Origin of the sequence: Dawidia cretensis (assembly GCF_018598175.1) — a bacterium.
Classification (GTDB): Bacteria; Bacteroidota; Bacteroidia; order Cytophagales; family Cyclobacteriaceae; genus Ohtaekwangia; species Ohtaekwangia cretensis.
Map to the genome: position 1 here is coordinate 86,287 of NZ_JAHESE010000011.1, position 21,117 is coordinate 107,403.

Genomic DNA, 21,117 nt, shown 5'->3' on the forward strand with positions numbered 1-21,117 from the left:
TCAATCTTTTAAGTATCAAATGGGGCAATCGCCCAGTGAAAAGTTCAGAAAATGGAAGATAAGACGGAAGAGAGAGACCTGGTAAGGCGGTACCTGGACAATCAAGTGACCCGTGAAGAGCGGGAACGGGTACTGAAGATGCTAGCCTCGGGGGAGATCGATGAAGCGATGGGGGAGGAGCTTTTTAACCAACAAATGCAATACCTTGACTCGCCTGATTTTCAAGAGGTAATTCTGAGCGAGAAAGAAAAACGTCGCGCACAAAAGGTCAAACGTGACATGCTGGAGACGATTCTGGATCCTACGTATAAACGTAGCTCCTCGTTGACGTCGTGGTGGATGGTGGCGTGTGCCGCCGCCGTGATCTTTGCGGCGATATGGTTTGTGGAGTGGCCTCGCACGCAAGGTGACGCACCAGTGGCAGCGGAAGAGACCGCTGCGCCGGAGCAAGTATACCGCGGCCGTAAGTTTGTGCGCCTGGAAGATAATAGCACCATTATTTTGAACGAAGGCAGTGAGCTGCGCCACAGTGGTCGCTTTAGCGAAGGTGGCACCCGCGAGGTGTCGTTGGTGGGGGAAGCGTACTTTGATATTGCACACGATCCGAAAAAACCGTTTATCATTCACTCGAATGGCGTAGCCATTAAGGTGCTGGGTACAGCGTTCAATGTCAAAGCGTACCCTGACCAGAAAGAAGTAAAAGTTACCGTAACCCGCGGATTGGTAGAAGTGAGCGACGGCGACAAAAAAGTATACGGACAAGTGCGGCCGGATGAAGAGCTGGCAATCGATGTGGCATCCGGACAGTCTGAAGCCAAGGCCGTAAAAGCTGAAGAAGTAAAAGCATGGACCGATAAGTTTCTGATCTTTGACGATGCTACTATGGCGGAGGCTGCCGAGATCTTACACAAGCGCTTCCAGGTAGAGGTGGTGTTTGGCGACGAGGTACTGAAGAAGTGCCGTATACAAGCAACATTTCTGAACGATCAGATCACGTTAACGGAAGTACTGGATGCCTTGACGTTGTCGCTCAGTGGTATCCACTACACACAACAGGAAGACGGTACCATTTTGTTGACGGGTACAGCCTGCTACTAGAACCAATGTGAGCGTGAGAGCGAAGAGGGTGAGGGCAAAGAGTCCGTCTTTTGCTGAACAGTTACAACCTCAACTATCCAATAAAGATTGGTATATCTTCAGTTAAGTGCGGACTCTTGTCTCTTTGCCGCTCATATTGTCTCCTGTAAAAATAGCGCTTAGAGTTTCCCGGATGTGCACAAAAATTTATGTTAGCGGGAGCATTTTGAAGTAATACGGTTTACCTTGGTACGGTATAACGTATACGCCATGCCTTCCTTTACGATTACTCCGCTGGCGCACCAGCCGCTGGTCGTGCCAGCGTTAGCAGAATTACTGGTTGAAACCGTTGCCCATGGAGGGTCGGTGAGTTTTATGCATCCCCTTTCCCGGGAGGAAGCCGAGCTATTTTGGAATAAGTCGCTGGCTGCGGCCGACCGGGGCGAACGGATTGTACTGGGCGCCTGGGACGGCGAGGCACTGGTGGGCACCGTTACGCTTCACCTGGATTGCCCACCGAATCAACCCCACCGGGGTGAAATTGCCAAGATGATGACGCGGGTGCGTTACCGTGGGCAAGGCATAGCGAAGATGCTGATGCAGGAGGTGGAACGTTTGGCGGTGCAGCACGGAAGGACGTTGCTGACGCTGGATACGGCTGAGGACGAAGGGGCAGCAGGCTTGTATGAAAAGCTGGGATACCGTCGCACGGGTGTTATACCCGACTTTGCGTTGAAGCCTCATGGCGGTCTTACCGGGACGATTATTTTCTGGAAACGGATAGGGCGGTTGCGAAGGCTTGACTCGGAAGAATAGATGGAGAAGTGGGGAGAACTTCCCCAAAATTTATTGTTGGAACTTTCTTATACCCGGTTTCATGTCCATGCTCTTTAAATTATACACGCGGGGACTCGTGTAGCGAGAACGCATGCACCTCCCGCTGGCCCGTGCTCAAGCCTCTAAAACCGATACGTATGAAAACCCGTGCACTACGTGAGTTACTGGAACGTTTTTTTGATCGCACCGCCACGGGCGAAGAACGCAAGCGCGTAACGGGCCTGCAAGCGGCGGGTGAGATTGAGCAGATGATGGCCGATGTACTCGATGAAGACTTCAAAGAGTTTGAAGATTCCGCGTCACTCGAAGCCATTCTGGAAGAAGAACGTATGGTTACACAGGTGGCCAACCAGATCCGGATCGACGGTACGATTGATCCGGGACAAGACGAGGAGACCGTGTGCAAAGCGTTGGATGGAATCGATAATCCTGACTTGCTGGCACAATCTGATGAAGAGCTGGCGCGCGCGAAAGAACGCTGTTTCCGATATATCGTCGGAAACCGGTTACCCGATCATGAATATCAGGACCGACGTTCGTGGCATTGGCTGGCAGCCGCTGCCGTAGTACTGATGTTGGTGGCGGGTGGCGGGCTTTATGGCTGGCAGCAGCGGGAAGCCTGGTTCCCGGCAGAACATATTATATCCTCGGCCGAAACACGCCGGGTGCAATTGTCCGATGGCTCTACCGTTGTGCTGAACACCAACACGCGACTTGTATACGACGATAATTTTGGTAAGAACGGAAAGCGTGAAGTTACGTTGGTGGGTGAGGCATTCTTTGACGTGCACCACGACCCGGCCAAGCCGTTCATCATCCATAGCCTGGGTACTATAACCCAGGTATTGGGTACGGCCTTTAGCATCAATGCGTATCCTCAAAACCGGAATGTGCGTGTTACCGTGACGCGAGGCCTGGTGCAGGTGGGCGATGAGCAGGGTAAGATTTACGGTCGTATATATCCTGACCAGCAAATCGTGGTCGCGCGACCCTTGGTGCACTATGATATTCACAATACGGATGCAGACCTGGCCACGCTTTGGAAAGAGGAGCAGTTTGAGTTCAATGACGTGAGCTTGGAAGATGCTGTGGCCCGCATCAGCGCACGGTTTGACGTACGGATCGTCATCGAGACAGCGTCGTTAAAACGCTGTCGTGTACAGGCTGCTTTTTTGAATGACGGCCTGACCTGGCAACGCGTGCTGGACCATGTAGGCAAGAGCCTGGACCCCACCGGTCACCACTTCTATCAGGTTCAGCCGGATGGGACGGTGATGTTGGTGGGAAAAGGATGTTGAATGCTGTCGTAGTTGTTTTCTATATTCTGAAGCCCGTTCGAAAGAATGGGCTTTTTTTGCGTCACGTTTTCCACAATAATACGGGTAACGACAATTCCTGGGGCAACAGCAGAATGTAGGCGACGGGCATAGGTTTTGGACATGATTGGTTGGAACACACGGAAGAAAGTTATGGAAACGCACAGCAATCAACATACAACACCCACACCTAATCGAAAGAAACGCATTCTGATTGCCGACGACGATCAGGACCTGCTGGTACTCTTGTGCCGGCTGTTGCAACGCCGGGGCTATGAAGTACTGGGGCTGCCGGATGCTACGACGATTGTCGACGACATGTACGAAGTACCCGACCTGTTTATACTCGATAAGCAGATGGGCATGTTTGACGGACTTGTCATTTGCGACTATCTGCGACATCAGGAGAAAGCGCGCCACACGCCAATCGTGATGATCTCGGGCAGCGACAGCAAAGCGCAGGCAAAGGCGGCGGGTGTCGACTATTACCTGGAAAAGCCCCTGGACATGGATAAATTCCTGAACGTCGTGGATCAGTATGTCAACCGCGCGGCCTGACTAGCGGGCATCGATAATTTGCGAAGCTCGTTTTGTTACATCGGCGTAGCTTTCGTGCGGCGTCGCTACAGGCAGTGTAAAATAAAATATAGCCCCTTCGTTGACTTTTGCTTCGGCCCAGATACGGCCCCCATGACGTACAACGATGCGTTGCACGATGGCCAGGCCGACGCCGGTGCCTTCAAAGTCGGATGCTCTGTGTAGTCGCTGAAATACCTGGAAGAGCTTATCAGCATACTTCATGTCGAACCCAGCGCCATTATCCTTCACATAGTACTGTACTTCGTTATCGCCCGCTTGCGCGCCGATCTCCACCTGTGGGTGCGCCGCTTTTGACGAATACTTCATCGCATTCGAGATCAGGTTCGTCCATACGTGTGCCAGCAGCGCTGTGTCGGCGTGCGCCGGCAGCAGATCGTGCACCGCGATCTCGGGTTGATAGGGTAGACGCTGGCGTAAATCGATGAGCACCGTTCGCACCAACGCATCCATGTCGACGTATAGGCGCTGCAGGGCCTGCCGACCAAGCTTGGAGAAGGAGAGCAGGTCATCGATCATACGATTCATTTTTTGTGCGTTGTCTCGTATGATCTTTAATGCACGGCCAGCCGCGTCGTTTAATTTACCGGCTTGTTCTTCTTCGACAATGCGGGCATATCCCAGCATGGCCCGTATGGGCGAGCGGAGATCGTGTGATACGGAGTAGGAAAACGATTCGAGCTCCTTGTTGGCAGCCTCTAGTTGGCGAAGGTTTTTCTGAAGATCTACATTGAGGAGATTGATGTGCTCGTCGGCCTGTTGCAGGGCCAGGTTCTTTTCCTGTAGCTGGCGGTTCTGTAGCTGGATTTTTAAAAGCACTGATACTTTCGCTTTTGTGAGCTCGGGGTCGAGTGGCTTGGATAAGTAGTCGACAGCTCCTTCTTCGAAACCTTGAATGATCGATTGTCGCTCCTTCTTTTCGGCGGAAGCAAAAATGATGGGTATATCCTTTGTGCGTTTGTTGGACTGCAGGATTTGAGCGACTTCAAAGCCGTCCATTTCGGGCATTTGCACGTCGAGAATGATCAGGTCCACCTCGTGATCGAGCGCGAGCTTTAGCCCTTCGCGCCCGGTAGTAGCCTGAAGAAAAACGCGGTCTTGTTTTTCGAGAAGCTGTTCCAGGGCAAAGAGGTTGGTAGCCTTGTCGTCGATTAGCAGCAGGGTCATCGTACGGTTCATAGTCATTTGATCTTGCGGTAAATCTTTTCCTTGCGGTCCATGTCATCGAAGTGTATGCGCTTGTCGCTAAAGAAAAGCGACTCTTTGTCGCCCAGGCCCAGGTAGCCAAAGGGACAGAGGCTGTCGTATAGCAGGCGCAATACTTTTTCTTGCAAGCGTTGATTAAAATATATGATCACATTGCGGCACAGTATAAGCTGAAACTCGTTGAAGGATCGGTCTGTCGCCAGGTTGTGCGGGGAGAAGACAATGTTGTCGCGCAGGGAGCGGTCCAGCAATACGGCAGAATGATGTGCAGCGTAATAGTGGGAGAACTCACCTTGCCCGCCGGCGGCGAGGTAATTTTGAGTGTACGTTTTCATGCCGTCCAAAGGGTAAATGCCTTTTTTTGCTGTCTGCAGTGAGCGCTGATTGATATCAGTGGCGTAGATGATCGAGCGTTCCAGCAGGCCGGCTTCTTTTAACAAGATCGCCAGCGAGTAGGCTTCCTGGCCCGTCGCACAGCCGGCGACCCACACTTTGATTACCGGGTAGGTGGCCAGTTGTGGCATGACTACCTCGCGGAGCTTTTTGTAGAAGGAAGGATCGCGGAACATCTCTGTTACCGTGATGGACAAATGCTGGACAAATTCTTCAAATAACGGCTCGTCTTTTAGCAACATCTTGCCCAGGGCGGTGGGTGTGCCGATGCGATGAGTGTTCATAAAATGGGTAATCCGCCGCTTTACGGTAGACTCGGCATATTCCGTAAAGTCGTAACCGTATACAAAACGAACGGCTTCCAGCAGCTCTTTGTAATCCTTGTCATCGAGGGTGGTGGCATCCATCGGCGCTTCCATTATTTATACAACCATACGCGCATAAGCGACAACAATTGTGGAACATCTACAGGTTTCGAAATATAGTCTGACATGCCCACCGTCAGGCATTTCTCTTTGTCACCCTTCATGGCCTTGGCCGTGAGCGCAATGATGGGGAGCTTTTGGAACGCGGGGTCCTTTCGGATTGCGATCGTGGTCTCGTAACCATCCATTTCGGGCATCATGATATCCATGAGGACCAGGTCGATCGACGGATTTGCCTGTAACACCTCGAGTGCGATGCGTCCATTCTCTGCCGTGAGACAATGCACGCTCTCATCCTCCAGGGCATTCGTCAGGGAGTATATATTCCGGATGTCGTCGTCTACGAGCAGGATGGTTTTGTCTTTCAGCACTTCGTCCGTGCGGTGCAGACGCCGGATGATGTCTTGCTTGTCGGGTGGCAGCTTGGCTTCCACGCGGTGCAGGAACAGGATCGTTTCGTCGAGCAATCGTTCTTGCGAGTTCGCGGTCTTCAGCACCACGGTGTCGGCCAGCTTGCCCAGGCGTTGAGTGTCTTCTTTTTTCAGGTCTCGTCCTGTATATACTACAATGGGAATCTTGTTGAGCCGGTCGTTTGCCCGTATTTTTTCCATCAGGTCGAAGCCGGTCATGTCCGGCAGGCCGAGGTCCACAATGATGCAGTCGAACGCTTCATGCTCCAGCATGTCATACGCATCGGTGCCGCGGTAAGCCGAATAGGACTTAACATCGCCATTGCCGATTAGCTCCCGAATGGCGTTGTTTTGCTGTACGTTGTCCTCGACAATGAGCAGTTTCTTTAGTTTCTTGCTCGTGAAGTTTTCAATGCGTTCGAAGGCCTTGTGTAAGTCATCGACGGAGACGGGCTTGTGCATATAGTCAAATGCCCCGAGCAGCATGCCTTCGCGTTTTTTGTCGTACGCCGAAATGATCTGTACCGGAATGTGTCGCAGCGCGGGGTCATTCTTGATCTGGCGCAGGACCTCGTACCCGTTCATGACGGGCAGGCCGATATCAAGCAGAATGGCTATTGGCTGGTAGGTGCGGGCAAAGCTCACGCCGGTGTTTCCTTGTGTGGCAATAATGCCTTTGTATCCGCGCTCGCGGATAAAGCCGAGTAACACTTGCGAGAACTTGTCGTCATCTTCGATGATCAACACCACACGGTCGCTATCCGTCAGTTGGGCGCGATCGTCGTTGGGAGCGGTGTCTGACAATTCGGGCGTTGATGAGGTTTCCAATACCGTGCGTTCCCTGGCTTTGACACTGATTTCTTTGCCCGTGGGTACACTCAATGTTTCGTTAAACGTCAATGGCAGGGAGACGATAAACGTGCTTCCTTTTCCTTCTATGCTTTCCAGGCGAATACTGCCCCCCAGTACGTGCGCCAGTTCACGGCTGATGGATAAGCCCAGCCCTGTGCCGCCGTATTGGCGCTTGGTGGATCCATCCACTTGTTGGAATGCCTGAAATATAATTTCTTGTTTATCCTTTGGTATACCGATGCCGGTGTCGGCTACCTGAAACACGACATTGTTGTTTTCTGCCTGGAGGGAGAGGGCGACGGTTCCGTTTTTTGGGGTGAACTTAAACGCGTTGGACAACAGGTTTCGTAAAATCTGCTCGACACGCTGGCGGTCCGTGGCAATCGTTGCTTTTTGCAGGACTGGGGCAATCGTTGTGCGGAAGGTGACATCTTTATTGCGGGCTATTTCGGTGAAGAGTGTCGTGATTGTTTCGGTAATGGCGGTAACGGGTACGGGCTCGATATCGAGCTCCATCTTTCCGGCTTCGATCTTGGAGAGGTCGAGAATTTCGTTGATCAGGTTGAGCAGGCTGGCGCCCGAGGTGTGGATGTTGTGTGCAAACTCGACATCCTTTTCGGCCAGGCGCTTGTGTTTGTTTTCGGCCAACAGCTGTGACAAGATCAGGATGCTGTTGAGCGGTGTGCGCAGCTCGTGCGACATGTTCGCCAGGAATTCTGATTTATAGCGGCTGCTGACTTCTACTTCGAGTACCTTGCGTTCGATTTCGCCTTTTGCCTGTTCTAATTTTTCCTTCTGTTCGCCGAGTTGATTGACCTTTTCCTCTACCTCCACATTGATCTGTTGAAGTTCCTGCTGCTGCGCGCGCAGCTCAATTTCAGAACGTTCCAGTAGTTCTGTCTTGGCGTGAAGGGCTTCGTTTGACTGCCTCAGTTCCTCTTGCTGGGCCTCCAGTTCTTCTGACTGCCGTTGCGTCTCCTCCAATAGCTCGTTGGTCCTTGTGCGGGCCATAGACGACTCGACAGCGATGCCGACGCTGTTGGTGGACAGACGCAGATACTCTCGCTGGGCGGTTGTAAAATTGTCAAGCGTACCCAATACAATAACACCCGCAACACGTTGCTCGAATAGCACAGGTACCCCCATGATGGTTTTAGGTGCCGCAGTGCCAAAAGCTGTATTCAATGTAAAGTGTTCAGCAGGAGCGTCGGATAATATTATTTCCTTTCGTGAAGCGGCCACCTGGCCGACGATGCCCTCACCAAAGGCCACCGTGGCTGGCGCCACTCTTCCAACAGCATAGACAGCCTGTTGATGTAAATTTGCCTGGGCGTCGTCGGCAATGTACACGGCACCCATAGATGCTTTCAGGAATGTGGCCAGGTGCTGTATGATAGCATTTGCCAACGGTGTCACTGTCAGGTTGCCCTGCATAGCTTCTGTCAAGGTACCGGTGCCGGTGAGGACCCAATTCTTTTCAGCCATTTCCGTTTCGGCGCGGCGCAGCGCCCGGAGGTTGCGCATGATGATACCATAAACAATTATGAGTACTGTAACGATCGTGCCCAGCAAGATCATTAACAGATAGTTGAAGCGACGGGCGTCATGATCGCTGGCTTGCTGACGTTGTTCCAATAAATTCTGTTCGATGTTGCGTGCAGCGCGAACGATCATCCGGATTTCATTAAGTATCTGCCGGGTTTCGCCTTTCGCTACTGGATTTTCGGCGCCATCCAGCCCCGTGCGTTTACTCGCAATACACTTTTCGAGCATGCTGATATGTTCTTGCGAGAGCTTCTCCAGCCGGGCGATGTTTTGGTTTTGCAGTGGATTATCTTGTGTGAGCCGAATCATTTGTAATATGTGTGTGGGCAATTGCAGCCGCGATTCCGTAAAGGGTATCAGGTAGTCTTCTTCCCCGGTGATAATAAAGCCGCGTGTCCCGGTCTCTGCCTCTGTTGACGCGAGCATGATCTGTTCGAGCTCATACAACACTTCGTGCGTGTGGCTCACCCACTGGTTGGTGGTGACCAGTTGCTCGCCGTTTCGAAAGGAAACAAAGCCCACGATCAGCAAAATACTACAGCAGAAAATAAATCCGGTCAGGATCTTTTTGTCAAGTGTGATTTTCATGAGAACAACAATCAGGTTTTTTTTTACTGAAAACACTTTCGGAGCGTATACGTACCGTTAGAAACGCAACGGCGTTATCGGATAACTGGATGCCCGTATGTACGTAAAGAAAGATACCGATTTTTTACGTGAAGACGCTATGCGTTGGCGGGGAAAAATGCGCGCATGAAAAATGTCAAAGCAACAACTATGTTGTAACGATTGGCTGCGCTGGCAATTTATGCTGGAAGTAATACGTGTACAGTTGTGCCGTTGGCGTGGCTGTTGAGGGTAATGGATCCCTTCAGGCGTCGCACCACTTCTTTGGCAATGTAGAGGCCAAGGCCGGCGCCTTTGGAAAGATGGGAACCGCGGTAGAACATGTCGAAGATCTTGTCTTTCACAAAATCATCAATACCGGTACCGTTGTCGCAAAAGTCAATCGCCAGGTATTTGTCTTGAAGCGTTAGGGTAATTTTCAACGAGCTGACTTCGCCCGTAGTACGCCGGAAGGTAATGGCGTTGGACGTCAGGCACCGGAATAGTGTTCGTAGCTTAGGCTGATCGGAGAGGATGCTGTGCCCCTCCGGCAATGTGGATTGAATCTGGATCTTCATAGAACGGTATCCTTCCAGGTGCGACAGCCCTTCGATGGCATCGCGTAAGAGCAGGGGTACTTCGATCTCCGTGGACTGGACGTCCGAGACCATGACCTCGGCAAATGCATTGAGCGAGCCCAGTACGCCGTCGATGGCCAGGATTTGCTGGTCAATGCGGTGCAGGAAGTCGGGTACGACGCGCTGCTCATTGTCGATGCGCATTAAGTGGATCAGGCCGGCGATGCTGGTAACAGGACCGCGCAAGTTGTGGGAGAGCCGGTAGATGATCTGATCGAGCTCGAAGTTGCGTTGCTTTAGCTCGAAGACGACCGCGTCGAGGTATTGATTGCGTTTATTCAACTCATCGACGATGGCGTCGAGCTCTTCCTTTTGTGATTCGAGCTCTTCCTTTTGTACAGCCAGCTCTTGCAGTTGTTCGTTGACCTCATGCGTGCGATCACGAATGGTGTGATCGAGGGTTAGGTTCAGCTCGCTTAGCACCTGGTTTTGATTGGTAACGGTTTGGTGTATCTCGTTGATCTTGTCGAAGTAGTCTTGTATGACCTTCTGCAGTTGGAGCATGGCCAGCAGAACCAACCCGCCGGCGGCGACCAGCAGCAGCATCGTAACGCTGGCGGATTGCACGTGCAGGGCATCCGTTTTCAGTACCGTGCGGTTGGCGGCAATAAAATAAACAATGTAAAAAGCATTTGCCCCGAGAATAAAGAGCACCGGTACAGCCCGCCGGCTCGGGGCAAACAATACCGATACACAGGCGGCACCGGCGACGATCAGTCCCCAACCCACGTGCAGGTGGTAAAAATATATAGTGGCCAGCACCACACAGTAGACGGCCGCCACCAGATAGCGCGACACGTGGTAGAGCCAGCGGTGATTAAGCCAAAGCGCGATAGAAAGTATGCACAGAATTGGAATAGAGGTAAGGGTGGAAAACATGTCCAGCAGGACAAACAAAAAGCAATAGGTTCCCCAGAGGGCGATGTTGCTAATGCATAAGATTCTGTGGAATGCGTGACCGGCTTTTTCTTCGAAGTCGTTTGGCATGGGTGCGTCGACTTCCATCCGCTCCACGACGATGTTGACTTGATTCCGGACCAGGTTCCGAAGGGATACGATTCGTTGCATGATCATTCGCCTCATCCATCAGCTACGCCGTACCAAGAATCAGTCTGCAGGCCAGCGAGGTATAATTTTATCGTTAAAATACAGTATTTCACGATAGATTGGATACATGAACATTCAAAAAATCGGCAATTTCCTGTGCATTCTCGCCGCGGGACAATAATTCCGGAATTGGCAAAATTCTGACAGGTGCTGTTACGTGTGAAGGCGCATCCAGCGCTCGATAAAAACGCCCTGATGCGGATGGATCAGTTTCATGGCTTCGTCGAACTTCATCCAGGCGGCACGGTCGACTTCGGGGATGTGAACGATCTTGCCGGTGCGGGGTGGCCACTCGATCGGGATTTCATTGGAGACCAAACCTTGCGCCGGGTCCCACTTGCCGGCAAACGCCCAGGCGTGAATGACTTTGCCGCTTTTGTATGTCACGGAGCCTAATGGCATATAGGGCGGGGTGGGCGTGATGCCTGTTTCTTCTTCAAACTCCCGTTGGGCTGTAATCAAGAGGTCTTCGTCCGGCTCGGGTAACCCCTTCGGTAAACTCCAGACACCTTCGTTTTTGTTTTTATAAAACGGCCCACCAGGATGCACCAGGAAAAACTCCGGCACCTTTTTTTGAAGTCGATACATCAGCAAGCCGGCGGATAATTTCATTTCATTCAAGATAATGTGGAAAATCTTCGTCACGGGCGCTCAGGGCCTTATTTCGGAGGCCGGTATAGTTTTTGGCTTTTCTCTACGTAATAAAACGGTATGCCCATGAAAACGAAAGACGCAAAAACGAAGAAATCAAACAAACAAAAACCAGCTGCCACCACGAAAGACAAACAGGCGCATCAAAAGCCACAGGCGAACGACGGTGCACCGGACCATACCCCAGAGCCACCGCAGATGATGCACCCGCTGTCGTCCGAGGAACGCGAGCGAAAGAAGGACAAAAGCCAATAGTCCGTTGATCGGCAACGTCGCGTTTTATAGGAGCGAACGCCCTTCTTATAGTAAAAACCGCGTAAATTCATTTGGGAGTAACACTTTTGTGCGCCCGGCGTACATAGTCCGGTCTAACCGAATGTTTTTACGATGATCCCTTCTGCCTCGTCTCTACACGCTGAAAAGCGCTTGACCGTCATCCTGGCGGCCGCCTGTTTTTTGTTGCACCTGGCCGTAAACCTGGCCGGTGGATATGGTCTTTTTCGCGACGAGCTGTATTACCTGGCCTGCAGCGATAATCTCGCGTGGGGTTACGTAGACCAGCCACCCTTCTCTTTATTTATATTAAAGTTAGTCCGGCTGGTCGCGGGCGATAGCCTGGTGGCCGTGCGCATGGTACCGGCGCTGGCACATGCCGGCACCGTGGCCCTGGTAGGCCTGATCGTGTGCGAGCTGGGGGGCAGGCGGTTTGCTGTGTTCATGGCCTGTCTGGCTGTAACGGTCTCGATCATCCACCTGGCTATGGGCGGGTATTATTCCATGAACGGCCTGGACATCGTGCTGTGGTCGGCGGCCCTGTATGTTTTGTTGATCTTGTATCGCACGGGTAACCATTACTATTGGTTACTGCTTGGAACGCTGCTGGGCATTGGTCTCTTGAATAAGATCAGCGTATTGTTCTTCGGGGCGGGAATCTTTGTCAGCCTGGTGATTGCGCAGCGGCGATGGCTTGCGACACCGTGGCCTTATATCGCCGGAGCGATCGCACTGCTGGTGTTTACGCCCTATATATTCTGGAACTGGCAGCACGATCTGGCGCACCTCGAATTTATACACGAGGCAAATGCCGGCAAGTATAGCACCCGCACCCGCTGGGATTTTATCCACGAGCAGTTGATTTTACTGAATCCTTTCAATATACCCTTGTGGGCCGCCGGCCTGGTGGTGCTGTTTACATATAAGCCATTGCGGCCCTATCGATGGCTCGGCTGGATGTTTATGACGGTTTTTCTGATCTTATTCATCAATGGTACCTCCAAGGGCGAATACATGACACCGGCCTATGGCTGCTTGTTTGCCGCAGGGGCCGTGTGGTGTGAACAGCGTTTGATAGGAAGGGGCCTCTATTGGATACGATATGCATATGCTACGGTGGTAATAATAGGTACGCTGTTAGTGCTCCCTTCGGTATTGCCGATCCTGCCGGTGACGGATTATGTGGCGTATGCAGAAGCTGTTGGTCTCAAGCCTACATCAAATGAAAATAAGGAGCTGTCGGAACTGCCGCAGTTTTACGCAGACATGTTTGGCTGGCAGGAGAAAGCCGACGCCGTGGCGAAAGCCTACCAGTCGTTGAGTCCTGAAGACCAGGCCCGCTGTGCTATTATTTCTGATAATTACGGGCGGTGCGGTGCCATTGACTATTACGGTCGTGCGTATGGTCTGCCCAAGGCCATTGGCACGCACAATAACTATTGGATCTGGGGGCCGCGAAACCATACGGGTGAGGTTATGATCATTCTGGGGGGAAGACTGAAAGACCATGCCGAATATTTCGAATCGTGTGAGAAGGTAGGTGTGGCGACGTGCCAATATTGTATGCCATATGAAAACAACGTCGGTGTCTATGTAGGCCGTAAACTCAAAAAACCGCTGGCGGAAATATGGGATGGCCTTAAGCACTATGATTAACGGGTGTTAAATTATAATGCGGGTGGTTTGTGACTGTCGGGGAGGCGGAGCATTACGTATATAATTAAACCAATATACGTATGGCTGAAATAAACTCTTCCGCTTCTGGTAGCAAAGGCTCTGGTAAGACACGACGTCTGCGCGCGTCCACACGCATTGATATGACACCGATGGTTGATCTGGCATTTCTGCTACTCACATTCTTTATGCTGACGACAGAATTTAACAAGCAATATGTCATGCCTTTAACCGTGCCCGCGCAACCTGATAATCCTGGGCAGGCACCCCTGATCAATGGCAAACGGGTATTGTCGGTTGTTTTAGGGCCGCACGACAAGGTGCATTGGTATATGGGCAAAGAAGGTACACCTTCTGTCACCAGCATGCGAAACATACGCAAAGTGCTGCTGGAAAAGCGATCACAGGTCGATAGCCTCTATGTTATGATCAAGCCTTCTGACAAATCGCGGTATCGAAACATGGTGGACATTCTCGATGAGATGGCTATTACGGATATAAAGTGGTTCTCGCTGGTAGCCATTACAGACTACGACAAAACGGTATTGGCAGAGGCATCATCCGTGGGACAGGCGTCCCCAACTGGCCGGCAACCCTAGTGGTTGGTGTGTAAGAAAATCCCCTGAGGCTTGGGGAAACCAGCACGGTTAGCGGCATTTGGAGGTTCGCGTTCACGGCACACGGATTGTATTCCACACATCAAGAATATAACCTACTGCTATGATAATGTTTCAGCGCACCCTCGTCATCCTCATCGGAGGTATCCTGCTGGTCGTAGCAGGGTGGTGTGGTCTCCAGGTCTACCAGCTCTCGAATACCCGGGCGGCCATTAAGAAAGACTACAGCGTCCTCAATAACATTACGTACGGGCTACTTTCCGTAAACGCCTGGCGCGATCACATGGTGCGCGTTGTGACGCACCGCATCGACGATTTCGAATTTACACCCGAGCAGGAAGCTGCCCTCAAACACGAAGTTTCACAAGTGTTGCACGCGGTGATCAACAAGGCTGACAGCATGATCGATCGCAAGCAGCGAACGGTAGGGGGTAAGATCAAAAAGTTTGCAGTAAGGGCATTGGTAAATGAGAATAAGTTGCATGACCGTGTGCCCGAGTTTGCCCAGACCATTGTCAACGAAGTAAAGAAACCCAAGAATCGGGAGAAGCTGAAATACCTCGCGCAAAGTAAGCTGGAGGAGTTTGGCACCATTACCTACGACAGTATGAACGACATTCATCGCGTCGAGGTTATTCTGCAAAAGTACGGCGCCGTGGATGTGGTGTCGTTTAATAAAACGGCTGAGACACGTCTGGCTGGCTTGCAAGACCGCGCGTATTTCTTTACATATGCGATCGTGGGTATTTTAGTGCTCTTCCTGGTGGTTTGGCTGATACTCCGAAATCGTCAGCCGGTACACACGCCATTCTTTATAGTATCTGTGTCGATGGCGCTGTTGGTACTATGCGTCGGGCTGACGACGCCGATGATCGAAATCGATGCGCGGATCAAAGAGATGAGCTTTCAGTTGATTGGTGAGCCTATATCCTTTCACGACCAGGTCATTTTCTTCCAGAGCAAAAGCATTGTAGATGTAGTGCGTATATTATTAGAGACGGGTAAGTTTGACTCGGCATTCGTTGGTATCCTGATTTTGATCTTTAGTATAGTTTTTCCGATCGGAAAGTTGCTGGCGACAAAGGTTTATCTTCTCGGAAACCAACGTTGGCGAGACAACAGGTTTATACAATTTTTTGCTTTTAAAGCCGGCAAATGGAGTATGGCCGATGTAAACGTGGTGGCGATCTTTATGGCTTACATCGGGTTTAAGGGAATATTGGACAGCCAACTGGCGCACCTGAATATGAAAACAGATTCCCTGGCAAGCATTTCTACTAACGAGACATCGCTACAGCCTGGTTTTATACTGTTCGTATCGTTTGTATTGTTTGGATTAATCTTATCGGTGATTCTGCACCGCATCACATTGCCGGAGGTAGAGCGTGCGGCGTTAGCGAAACAGCGTAGCGAGCGATCATCGTGGCGTCGATTGGTTTCGCCGGCCTCGCGGTATTTTCATTCTTAATACCGCGCTTCGATACCGAATACGCCATGAAAGTGATCCTCCAATGAATTGGTCTGACGTTTTGGGAAACCGGGTTCTTCCTGGGTGATCCAGAAGACATCTGTGCCGGTGGCCTTTGTAATGATCAACGTATTTTCTTCCGTATAAGCCCGCACAGACCGTGCCCCTTCGTTTAAGTGGCTGATGGTTTCCTCGATTAAATCAAGTGATTGTTGTTCCATGGGCCAAAGATAGGGAAAACGGCTTATCTTTTGGTTGCCGGCGCGCCGGCCAATCGCCAAGGCGCAGGTTTTGCGGGATTTTTGCGATATTACCGGCCTTATTGTTATGACAACGCAGCGAAAGTTAACAGCAGCCCTGCTCGCACACGAGCTCGATTTTAGTACCGCGCGGAGCGGTGGTCCCGGCGGACAGAATGTGAACAAGGTGAACACCAAAGTGATCCTTAAATTTGATGTGGCGCAGTCGCAGGTGCTCACAGACGAAGAGCGCGACATCATCACACGGAAACTACGTGCTTCGATGACGAACGAGGGGGTGCTGATGGTGGTGGCACAGGAAAGTCGTTCACAGCTGACCAACAAAGAAACAGCTGTTGAGAAGCTCGAAAAAATGTTGGCCAAGGCGTTTGTAAAGAAAAAAGCGCGGAAGGCGACGAAGCCTACGAAAGGGGCCGTTCAAGAGCGGATCAAGGGGAAAAAACAGCGCTCGGAGAAGAAGAAATGGCGTCAAAGCCCAACGGACTAATGAAAACGAAAGAATGCCCTTCATGTGCGATGGACATTGACGCCCGTGCTAAAGTTTGTCCTATCTGCCAGTATGAATTTGCTGAGCCCAGTAGCGGTATGCGTGCAGCGGTAATACTGCTGGCAATTATTTTGCTATTGCTTTCGCTCTTCTCCTGGTGGAGACTCTAGCGGGATCTTAGATTCCAAACGATATACCGGCGGTTATACCGATGGCCTGGTTAATAATAGAGGTGTTACTGGCTTTTGATATGTCGGTTAGACCGTGGGTATACCGCGCATCGATGAGAATGCGTGTACCCGGTGAACATTCGTAGTTAAAGCCCAGCCCGGCCGTTACACCGAAGTCAAACGTATTGTAGAAATCGCCATAGTCGTCCAGCTTTTCGTAATCGCCATCCCCTATTTTGTTTCGCACTCCGGTTAGGAAACCAAACGACGGACCCGCAAATAGGTTGGGACGGAAGGCGCCGTCACGGTTAAAAAACAAACGGACAATGACGGGAACCTCGATGTAATTTAAGGTTTGTTTTTCATCGCCATCGTCATCCTGCGCACCCTTCTGTGAGAAGAGCACCTTGCCTGTAAAGGCGTGTGTATTGCGGATGCTATAGGTAAGAAAACCACCGCCGAGGATGCCGGTCTTAAATTTGGAATCACTGCCGTCGTCGCCATATTTTGCCAGGTTGATGCCTACTTCCGGACCGATACTCCAAACTTTGTCATCTTCCTGCGCTGAGGCTTGTTGTGGTAATATGACCGCGCCAACAAAAGCAATCGCAGACATAAAAATTGTGATGATATTCTTTTTCATAGTTTCTCGTTGTTTGAAGGAACAAGGAAATAATTGGTCCGTTGCGAAAATCGATTGCAACTGCGTGTTTTGGAGGAATCTGCTCTACAAGAAGGTGCTGATAAATACGATAACGTGTCGTATTGACACTGTTTCGGGCGTTGATCCCGGGTGGTAGTATCATTGCCAGCGCTTATATTTGCGGCAAAAATGATTTGCCCATGAGGCTCGGACAATTAGCCAGAAAGCTTTCAGTAAGCCCTGCAGAAGTTACTGCGTTACTCACCCGTAAGAATATTCAGATCGAAGAAGGTATTAATACCCGGTTGACGGATGAGCAGTTAACATCGATCTTGCACCACTATGGCAACGTGCTGTCAGCGGTAACGTTAGCGGAAGAGTCTGCCATAGAAGAGGGTACCACGACAATGCCGGATGAGCAGACCGATACCATCGCGCAAGAGCCCATGCAGGAGGCCTTATCATCTATGCCGGAACAAGCTGGCGATCAGGTAGTCCTATCTGATTCGGCGGAGCAGCAGGCAGGGGCGGATATACCACAGCATGCAGGTGTGTCGACAGACGAGCGTCCCACGCTGATCAAAGCACCCAAAGTAGAGTTGAGTGGATTACGAATATTAGGCAAGATTGAATTGCCCCAGCCAAAAAAGAAAGAAGCTTCAGAAAAGCAGGAAGGGGAAGCGGATACAGAAAAACCTGAGTCGCCGGTACAAAAAGATCGACGCCAGTCGATACGAGATGATCGGGGCAGTGGCCGAAGGCAACCACGGAATCGTGAAGGAGAGCGCCCTCGAAAAAATCCGGTATCTGCACAACGGGAGCGTGAGGCACGCGAGGCAGAAGACAACCGACGGGAGCTTGCACGCCAGGAGAAAGAACGTCGTACACAATATTACCAACAACGTGTCAAGGCGTCTGTACCGACAAAACCGGCCCGTCTTTTTAATGAAGAGGTGACGGATATGAAAAACGACCGGAAACCTGCTCCGAAAGGCTGGTTCGGTAAACTTCTGCAGTGGTTTAAGTCATAAACCGTCAGGGTGGTATAATTTTTTACCGGGGCTCTGTTAGCGACTATCTAAATGCTCCCCCGCGTATGACTTACGAGATCAAAAGCAATATGATGCTGTTCGAGATGGACCGCACGGCAATTGCAGACATTGCCGTTGGTGACACTCTCCGTGCCCAGGACCTGCCCGATGCAGAATATACCTGGACTTTGCACGATAGCCAGTTTTTGGAAAGCAATCCTGACGCACGTCTATTTCTAAAGGTTCAGAAGCTTCCCAATAAACAGTATAAAGGAATGGGTGTCATGATCATTCCCGAATAGACTTGCGGGTCGGTTGTTCACCGGATGTATAAAATGGTTCGTTTATAGCCATTTTTCAATACAGGCACCTGTATTATTATAGCGTTATACGGCCTTCGACACCGTCGTCGAGCGGCCGGCCAATAATGCTTCCCGCCAGAATCTTTACCAACTGAACCATTTTGTTGTGTTTGGTATCCCAATAGTAGGCTTCCAGTGGCGTGACCTTTAGTACGGTTAGCTCAGGATCTTCTTTACCTTCTGAAAACCAGGCCTTAGCGAGGGGTGACCACAGCTCTTCGATCTTGGCCTGGTTGTGTGAGATGGTCGCCTGGCCATATACCGTTAGGTATTCGGAGTTGGCCGTATTAGTATAAAAGAGTTGTATATCAGGGTTTTCCCGGAGTTCAGAGTTCTTTTCACTTGTCTTTTGGCTAAAGAACCAAAAATTACCTTCGTCATCCACGCGCAATGTGCTCATGGGGCGTGTTGACAGCGGACGCTTCTGTAATGAGGTAGTCATAAGACAAATAGTAGCGGACTTAATAAGGGTCTGCAGCTTTTGTATGCCCGCAGTATCGATGAGGTTTTGTGTTGCGCCCATAGGATTATCATTATATACAATCGCGTGGGACCAATACCGTGCCCGGGAGATCGCTGAATATACCTGCTTTTTCAGGTATTGTGTGCAAAGAATATCGCGTATTGTGGGGTGTGGGCCTCACTGTTTCCGGCGCAGGCGGCGTGATGATTTTTTACATTATGTAATAAACGAGTAGTACGTTATACTGCTTTTAAACAAAATAAGATGCTGTATGTTTAGATAAACAGCAAATCGAATCATGGAAATTATCAATGATCTATTGTCAAAGTTTCGCCTGGCAGAACTAAGGCGTAAGCGTAAACATGTCATCTTGTTTCTGGTAACGTGTGCTATATCCACGCTCATTACCTTATGCCTGGTCGTGTTGCTGCTCTGTAATGTTCTATGAGGTGAGACCTGTTGCGCTAAGTTTGAGGCGAACGCCAGATATTATTTCAGCGGTAGGAGGGGTAAAAATAAGGTAATAAATCTCCAAACAACGGTAAAAAGTAAAAATATAGGGTAAAAAAAATCCCCGGTGACTGGTATAGACCATGCTCACCGGGGAAATTACTATTGCGTATAACTATTACTTTGCTTTTTTGGCTGTTTTCTTAACAGCTTTCTTCGCCGTTTTCTTGGCTGCTTTCTTCACACGCAGGGAAATGGTGTTGTCAAAAGCGATTTTCCGCAGCGAACCAAGCGTACGGCCCACTTTCTTGGCGATCGAGACAGAAGGAGTACCTTCCTTCACCAGCCTTTTGATATCGGCCAATTCTTTTTTGGTAATCAGCTTACCATGGTTTTCCGGAGTTTTTTTCTTTGCCATCTTTATAATTGTTTTTTTACTACTGTTTATAGGCACTTGCCTATAAATTTGTTACAAGTATACACAATATAATTTAAAATGGAACACCGTTCATCAGATACAGTGCAATTTTATACGGTGAGTTGCCTTTATCACCATGATTAAGGTATGCGTGGCGATGTAGGTATGGGTACATATCACGATCGATCCGGGGTTCCCCAGGTATAGTATGCCGGCCATTTATAGTAATGCAGACTCCATTGATAAGTGTGATAACACACGCATAATGCAGGTATGGAAATCCATCAGATGTACTCTTAACATACAGTGCTTCTGTTATCTACACGCGACGCGGAGCATGGGCGATTAGCGGCCGGAAGGCCATCCTGACTAACTATACACGTATCTCCCCCAATATGTAGCCGCCATCTTACGGCATGGCCAGACGGCGGCGCCCTGCCCACGCCGTTGGACCTAACAAGGATTTGGTAATCGGGAAATTCACGCTCTCTATACAGCGCGCGCAGTGCCGATGCGGTACCGTTTATATAAAAAAAGCAGGTGGCATGCGTGCCACCTGCTTTTTATGAGAACGTTTGCTGAAATTATTTCAGACCGTACAATTCGATGTGAGCTTTTTCGTCCTTACGGTTGGGCAGGGTCTTATACGTAAACTCTACCTTTTTAATATCTTCGGCTGCGTGGTCGAGGTCGATCACGCGGGTCTCTGCGCCGCTCTTCAGTTCGCTACGTACAGAAATTTCTTCTGACGCACCGTTTTCATAGAACACCCGTACGTTCTCGATATTGATGGGGGCGTCGGTTACTTTCAGCTTCAAGGACTTGAACTTGTCGTTGCCGATGACAACGATCGATTCATTCTCCATTTTAAAGCTGGCCTTTACCTCACCGATCTTGTGCCATCCGGGCTTGGCGCTGGTTACTACACCGGGTGATTGAGCAAAGGTAAAATTCACGAGTGCCATAAATAGCACGACGAGTATTACTGCTGACTTTTTCATTGTGGTTTTGTTTTATTTAACAGTTGTTTGCTTTGTGATTACTATAAAAAAAGTATGCCACCCGAACAACGGATGGCATCGTCAGTAATGCTGTGGAACCGTGAAAAATGGGGATATTCGAGGGCAGGGTGTGGCTATAG

21 protein-coding genes are annotated in these 21,117 nt (G+C 50.4%); 11 read left to right on the forward strand and 10 right to left on the reverse strand.

Features of this window, described 5'->3' with window-relative positions:
- Positions 1-51 precede the first annotated feature (51 nt).
- The 4 genes from KK062_RS13125 (at position 52) to KK062_RS13140 (ending at position 3,788) form a co-directional block, all read left to right on the forward strand.
- Positions 52-1,098, forward strand: a complete 1,047-nt coding sequence (locus KK062_RS13125) for a FecR family protein (protein ID WP_254084760.1) — start codon at positions 52-54, stop codon at positions 1,096-1,098.
- A 249-nt stretch (positions 1,099-1,347) separates the two neighbouring features.
- Positions 1,348-1,893 carry a GNAT family N-acetyltransferase gene (locus KK062_RS13130; protein WP_254084761.1) on the forward strand — a complete coding sequence of 182 codons (546 nt, stop codon included), beginning with the start codon at positions 1,348-1,350 and terminating at the stop codon, positions 1,891-1,893.
- A gap of 158 nt (positions 1,894-2,051) precedes the next feature.
- Positions 2,052-3,212 carry a FecR family protein gene (locus KK062_RS13135; protein WP_254084762.1) on the forward strand — a complete coding sequence of 387 codons (1,161 nt, stop codon included), beginning with the start codon at positions 2,052-2,054 and terminating at the stop codon, positions 3,210-3,212.
- 171 nt (positions 3,213-3,383) lie between these two features.
- Positions 3,384-3,788: a response regulator gene (locus KK062_RS13140; RefSeq protein WP_254084763.1), complete on the forward strand. Its 405-nt coding sequence runs from the start codon at positions 3,384-3,386 to the stop codon at positions 3,786-3,788.
- Here KK062_RS13140 and KK062_RS13145 read toward each other — a convergent pair whose 3' ends face one another.
- The 5 genes from KK062_RS13145 to KK062_RS13165 all read right to left on the reverse strand — a co-directional run bounded on the left by KK062_RS13145 (position 3,789) and on the right by KK062_RS13165 (position 11,621).
- Entirely contained in the window at positions 3,789-5,012 is a 1,224-nt protein-coding gene (locus KK062_RS13145; RefSeq protein ID WP_254084764.1) for a sensor histidine kinase, read from the reverse strand.
- The gene (locus KK062_RS13150) at positions 5,009-5,845 is read right to left on the reverse strand and encodes a CheR family methyltransferase (RefSeq protein ID WP_254084765.1); all 837 of its coding nucleotides are present in this window, start codon (positions 5,843-5,845) and stop codon (positions 5,009-5,011) included. The genes KK062_RS13145 and KK062_RS13150 overlap by 4 nt, the downstream gene beginning before the upstream one ends.
- Positions 5,845-9,246, reverse strand: coding sequence for a response regulator (locus KK062_RS13155; RefSeq protein WP_254084766.1), 3,402 nt, complete (start codon positions 9,244-9,246; stop codon positions 5,845-5,847). Before KK062_RS13155 ends, KK062_RS13150 begins: the two co-directional genes overlap by 1 nt.
- 218 nt (positions 9,247-9,464) lie before the next feature.
- Entirely contained in the window at positions 9,465-10,970 is a 1,506-nt protein-coding gene (locus KK062_RS13160; protein ID WP_254084767.1) for a sensor histidine kinase, read from the reverse strand.
- A gap of 192 nt (positions 10,971-11,162) precedes the next feature.
- The gene (locus KK062_RS13165; RefSeq protein ID WP_254084768.1) at positions 11,163-11,621 is read right to left on the reverse strand and encodes an NUDIX hydrolase; all 459 of its coding nucleotides are present in this window, start codon (positions 11,619-11,621) and stop codon (positions 11,163-11,165) included.
- A gap of 105 nt (positions 11,622-11,726) precedes the next feature.
- On the opposite strand from KK062_RS13165, the gene KK062_RS13170 reads away from it, so the two are divergent.
- The 4 genes from KK062_RS13170 (at position 11,727) to KK062_RS13185 (ending at position 15,692) form a co-directional block, all read left to right on the forward strand.
- Positions 11,727-11,915, forward strand: coding sequence for a hypothetical protein (locus KK062_RS13170; RefSeq protein WP_254084769.1), 189 nt, complete (start codon positions 11,727-11,729; stop codon positions 11,913-11,915).
- Between the two features lie 132 nt (positions 11,916-12,047).
- Complete coding sequence (locus KK062_RS13175; RefSeq protein ID WP_254084770.1) at positions 12,048-13,589, forward strand: ArnT family glycosyltransferase; 1,542 nt, start codon at positions 12,048-12,050, stop codon at positions 13,587-13,589.
- Between the two features lie 80 nt (positions 13,590-13,669).
- Positions 13,670-14,206, forward strand: coding sequence for an ExbD/TolR family protein (locus KK062_RS13180; RefSeq protein ID WP_254084771.1), 537 nt, complete (start codon positions 13,670-13,672; stop codon positions 14,204-14,206).
- Between the two features lie 121 nt (positions 14,207-14,327).
- Positions 14,328-15,692: a paraquat-inducible protein A gene (locus KK062_RS13185; RefSeq protein WP_254084772.1), complete on the forward strand. Its 1,365-nt coding sequence runs from the start codon at positions 14,328-14,330 to the stop codon at positions 15,690-15,692.
- On the opposite strand, the gene KK062_RS13190 is transcribed toward KK062_RS13185, so the two are convergent.
- The gene (locus tag KK062_RS13190) at positions 15,689-15,913 is read right to left on the reverse strand and encodes a hypothetical protein (protein WP_254084773.1); all 225 of its coding nucleotides are present in this window, start codon (positions 15,911-15,913) and stop codon (positions 15,689-15,691) included. The two genes, KK062_RS13185 and KK062_RS13190, sit on opposite strands and share 4 nt — an antisense overlap.
- 106 nt (positions 15,914-16,019) lie before the next feature.
- On the opposite strand from KK062_RS13190, the gene arfB reads away from it, so the two are divergent.
- Entirely contained in the window at positions 16,020-16,439 is a 420-nt protein-coding gene (arfB, locus tag KK062_RS13195; RefSeq protein ID WP_254084774.1) for an alternative ribosome rescue aminoacyl-tRNA hydrolase ArfB, read from the forward strand.
- 177 nt (positions 16,440-16,616) lie between these two features.
- Here the strand turns inward: arfB and KK062_RS13200 are convergent, their stop codons facing one another.
- Positions 16,617-17,252 (reverse strand): porin family protein, encoded by a 636-nt coding sequence (locus tag KK062_RS13200; RefSeq protein ID WP_254084775.1) that lies wholly within the window; start codon positions 17,250-17,252, stop codon positions 16,617-16,619.
- Between the two features lie 200 nt (positions 17,253-17,452).
- Between KK062_RS13200 and KK062_RS13205 the strand changes: the two genes are divergently transcribed.
- A complete protein-coding gene (locus tag KK062_RS13205) occupies positions 17,453-18,283 on the forward strand; it encodes a hypothetical protein (protein WP_254084776.1) in 831 nt (276 codons plus the stop codon).
- Positions 18,284-18,348: 65 nt separating this feature from the next.
- Positions 18,349-18,585, forward strand: coding sequence for a hypothetical protein (locus KK062_RS13210; RefSeq protein WP_254084777.1), 237 nt, complete (start codon positions 18,349-18,351; stop codon positions 18,583-18,585).
- 76 nt (positions 18,586-18,661) lie between these two features.
- Here the strand turns inward: KK062_RS13210 and KK062_RS13215 are convergent, their stop codons facing one another.
- The 3 genes from KK062_RS13215 to KK062_RS13225 form a co-directional block, all read right to left on the reverse strand.
- Positions 18,662-19,168: a pyridoxamine 5'-phosphate oxidase family protein gene (locus KK062_RS13215; RefSeq protein ID WP_254084778.1), complete on the reverse strand. Its 507-nt coding sequence runs from the start codon at positions 19,166-19,168 to the stop codon at positions 18,662-18,664.
- Positions 19,169-19,736: 568 nt separating this feature from the next.
- Positions 19,737-19,976, reverse strand: coding sequence for a hypothetical protein (locus KK062_RS13220; RefSeq protein ID WP_254084779.1), 240 nt, complete (start codon positions 19,974-19,976; stop codon positions 19,737-19,739).
- Between the two features lie 584 nt (positions 19,977-20,560).
- Positions 20,561-20,977: a DUF2541 family protein gene (locus KK062_RS13225; protein ID WP_254084780.1), complete on the reverse strand. Its 417-nt coding sequence runs from the start codon at positions 20,975-20,977 to the stop codon at positions 20,561-20,563.
- Between the last annotated feature and the right edge of the window lie 140 nt (positions 20,978-21,117).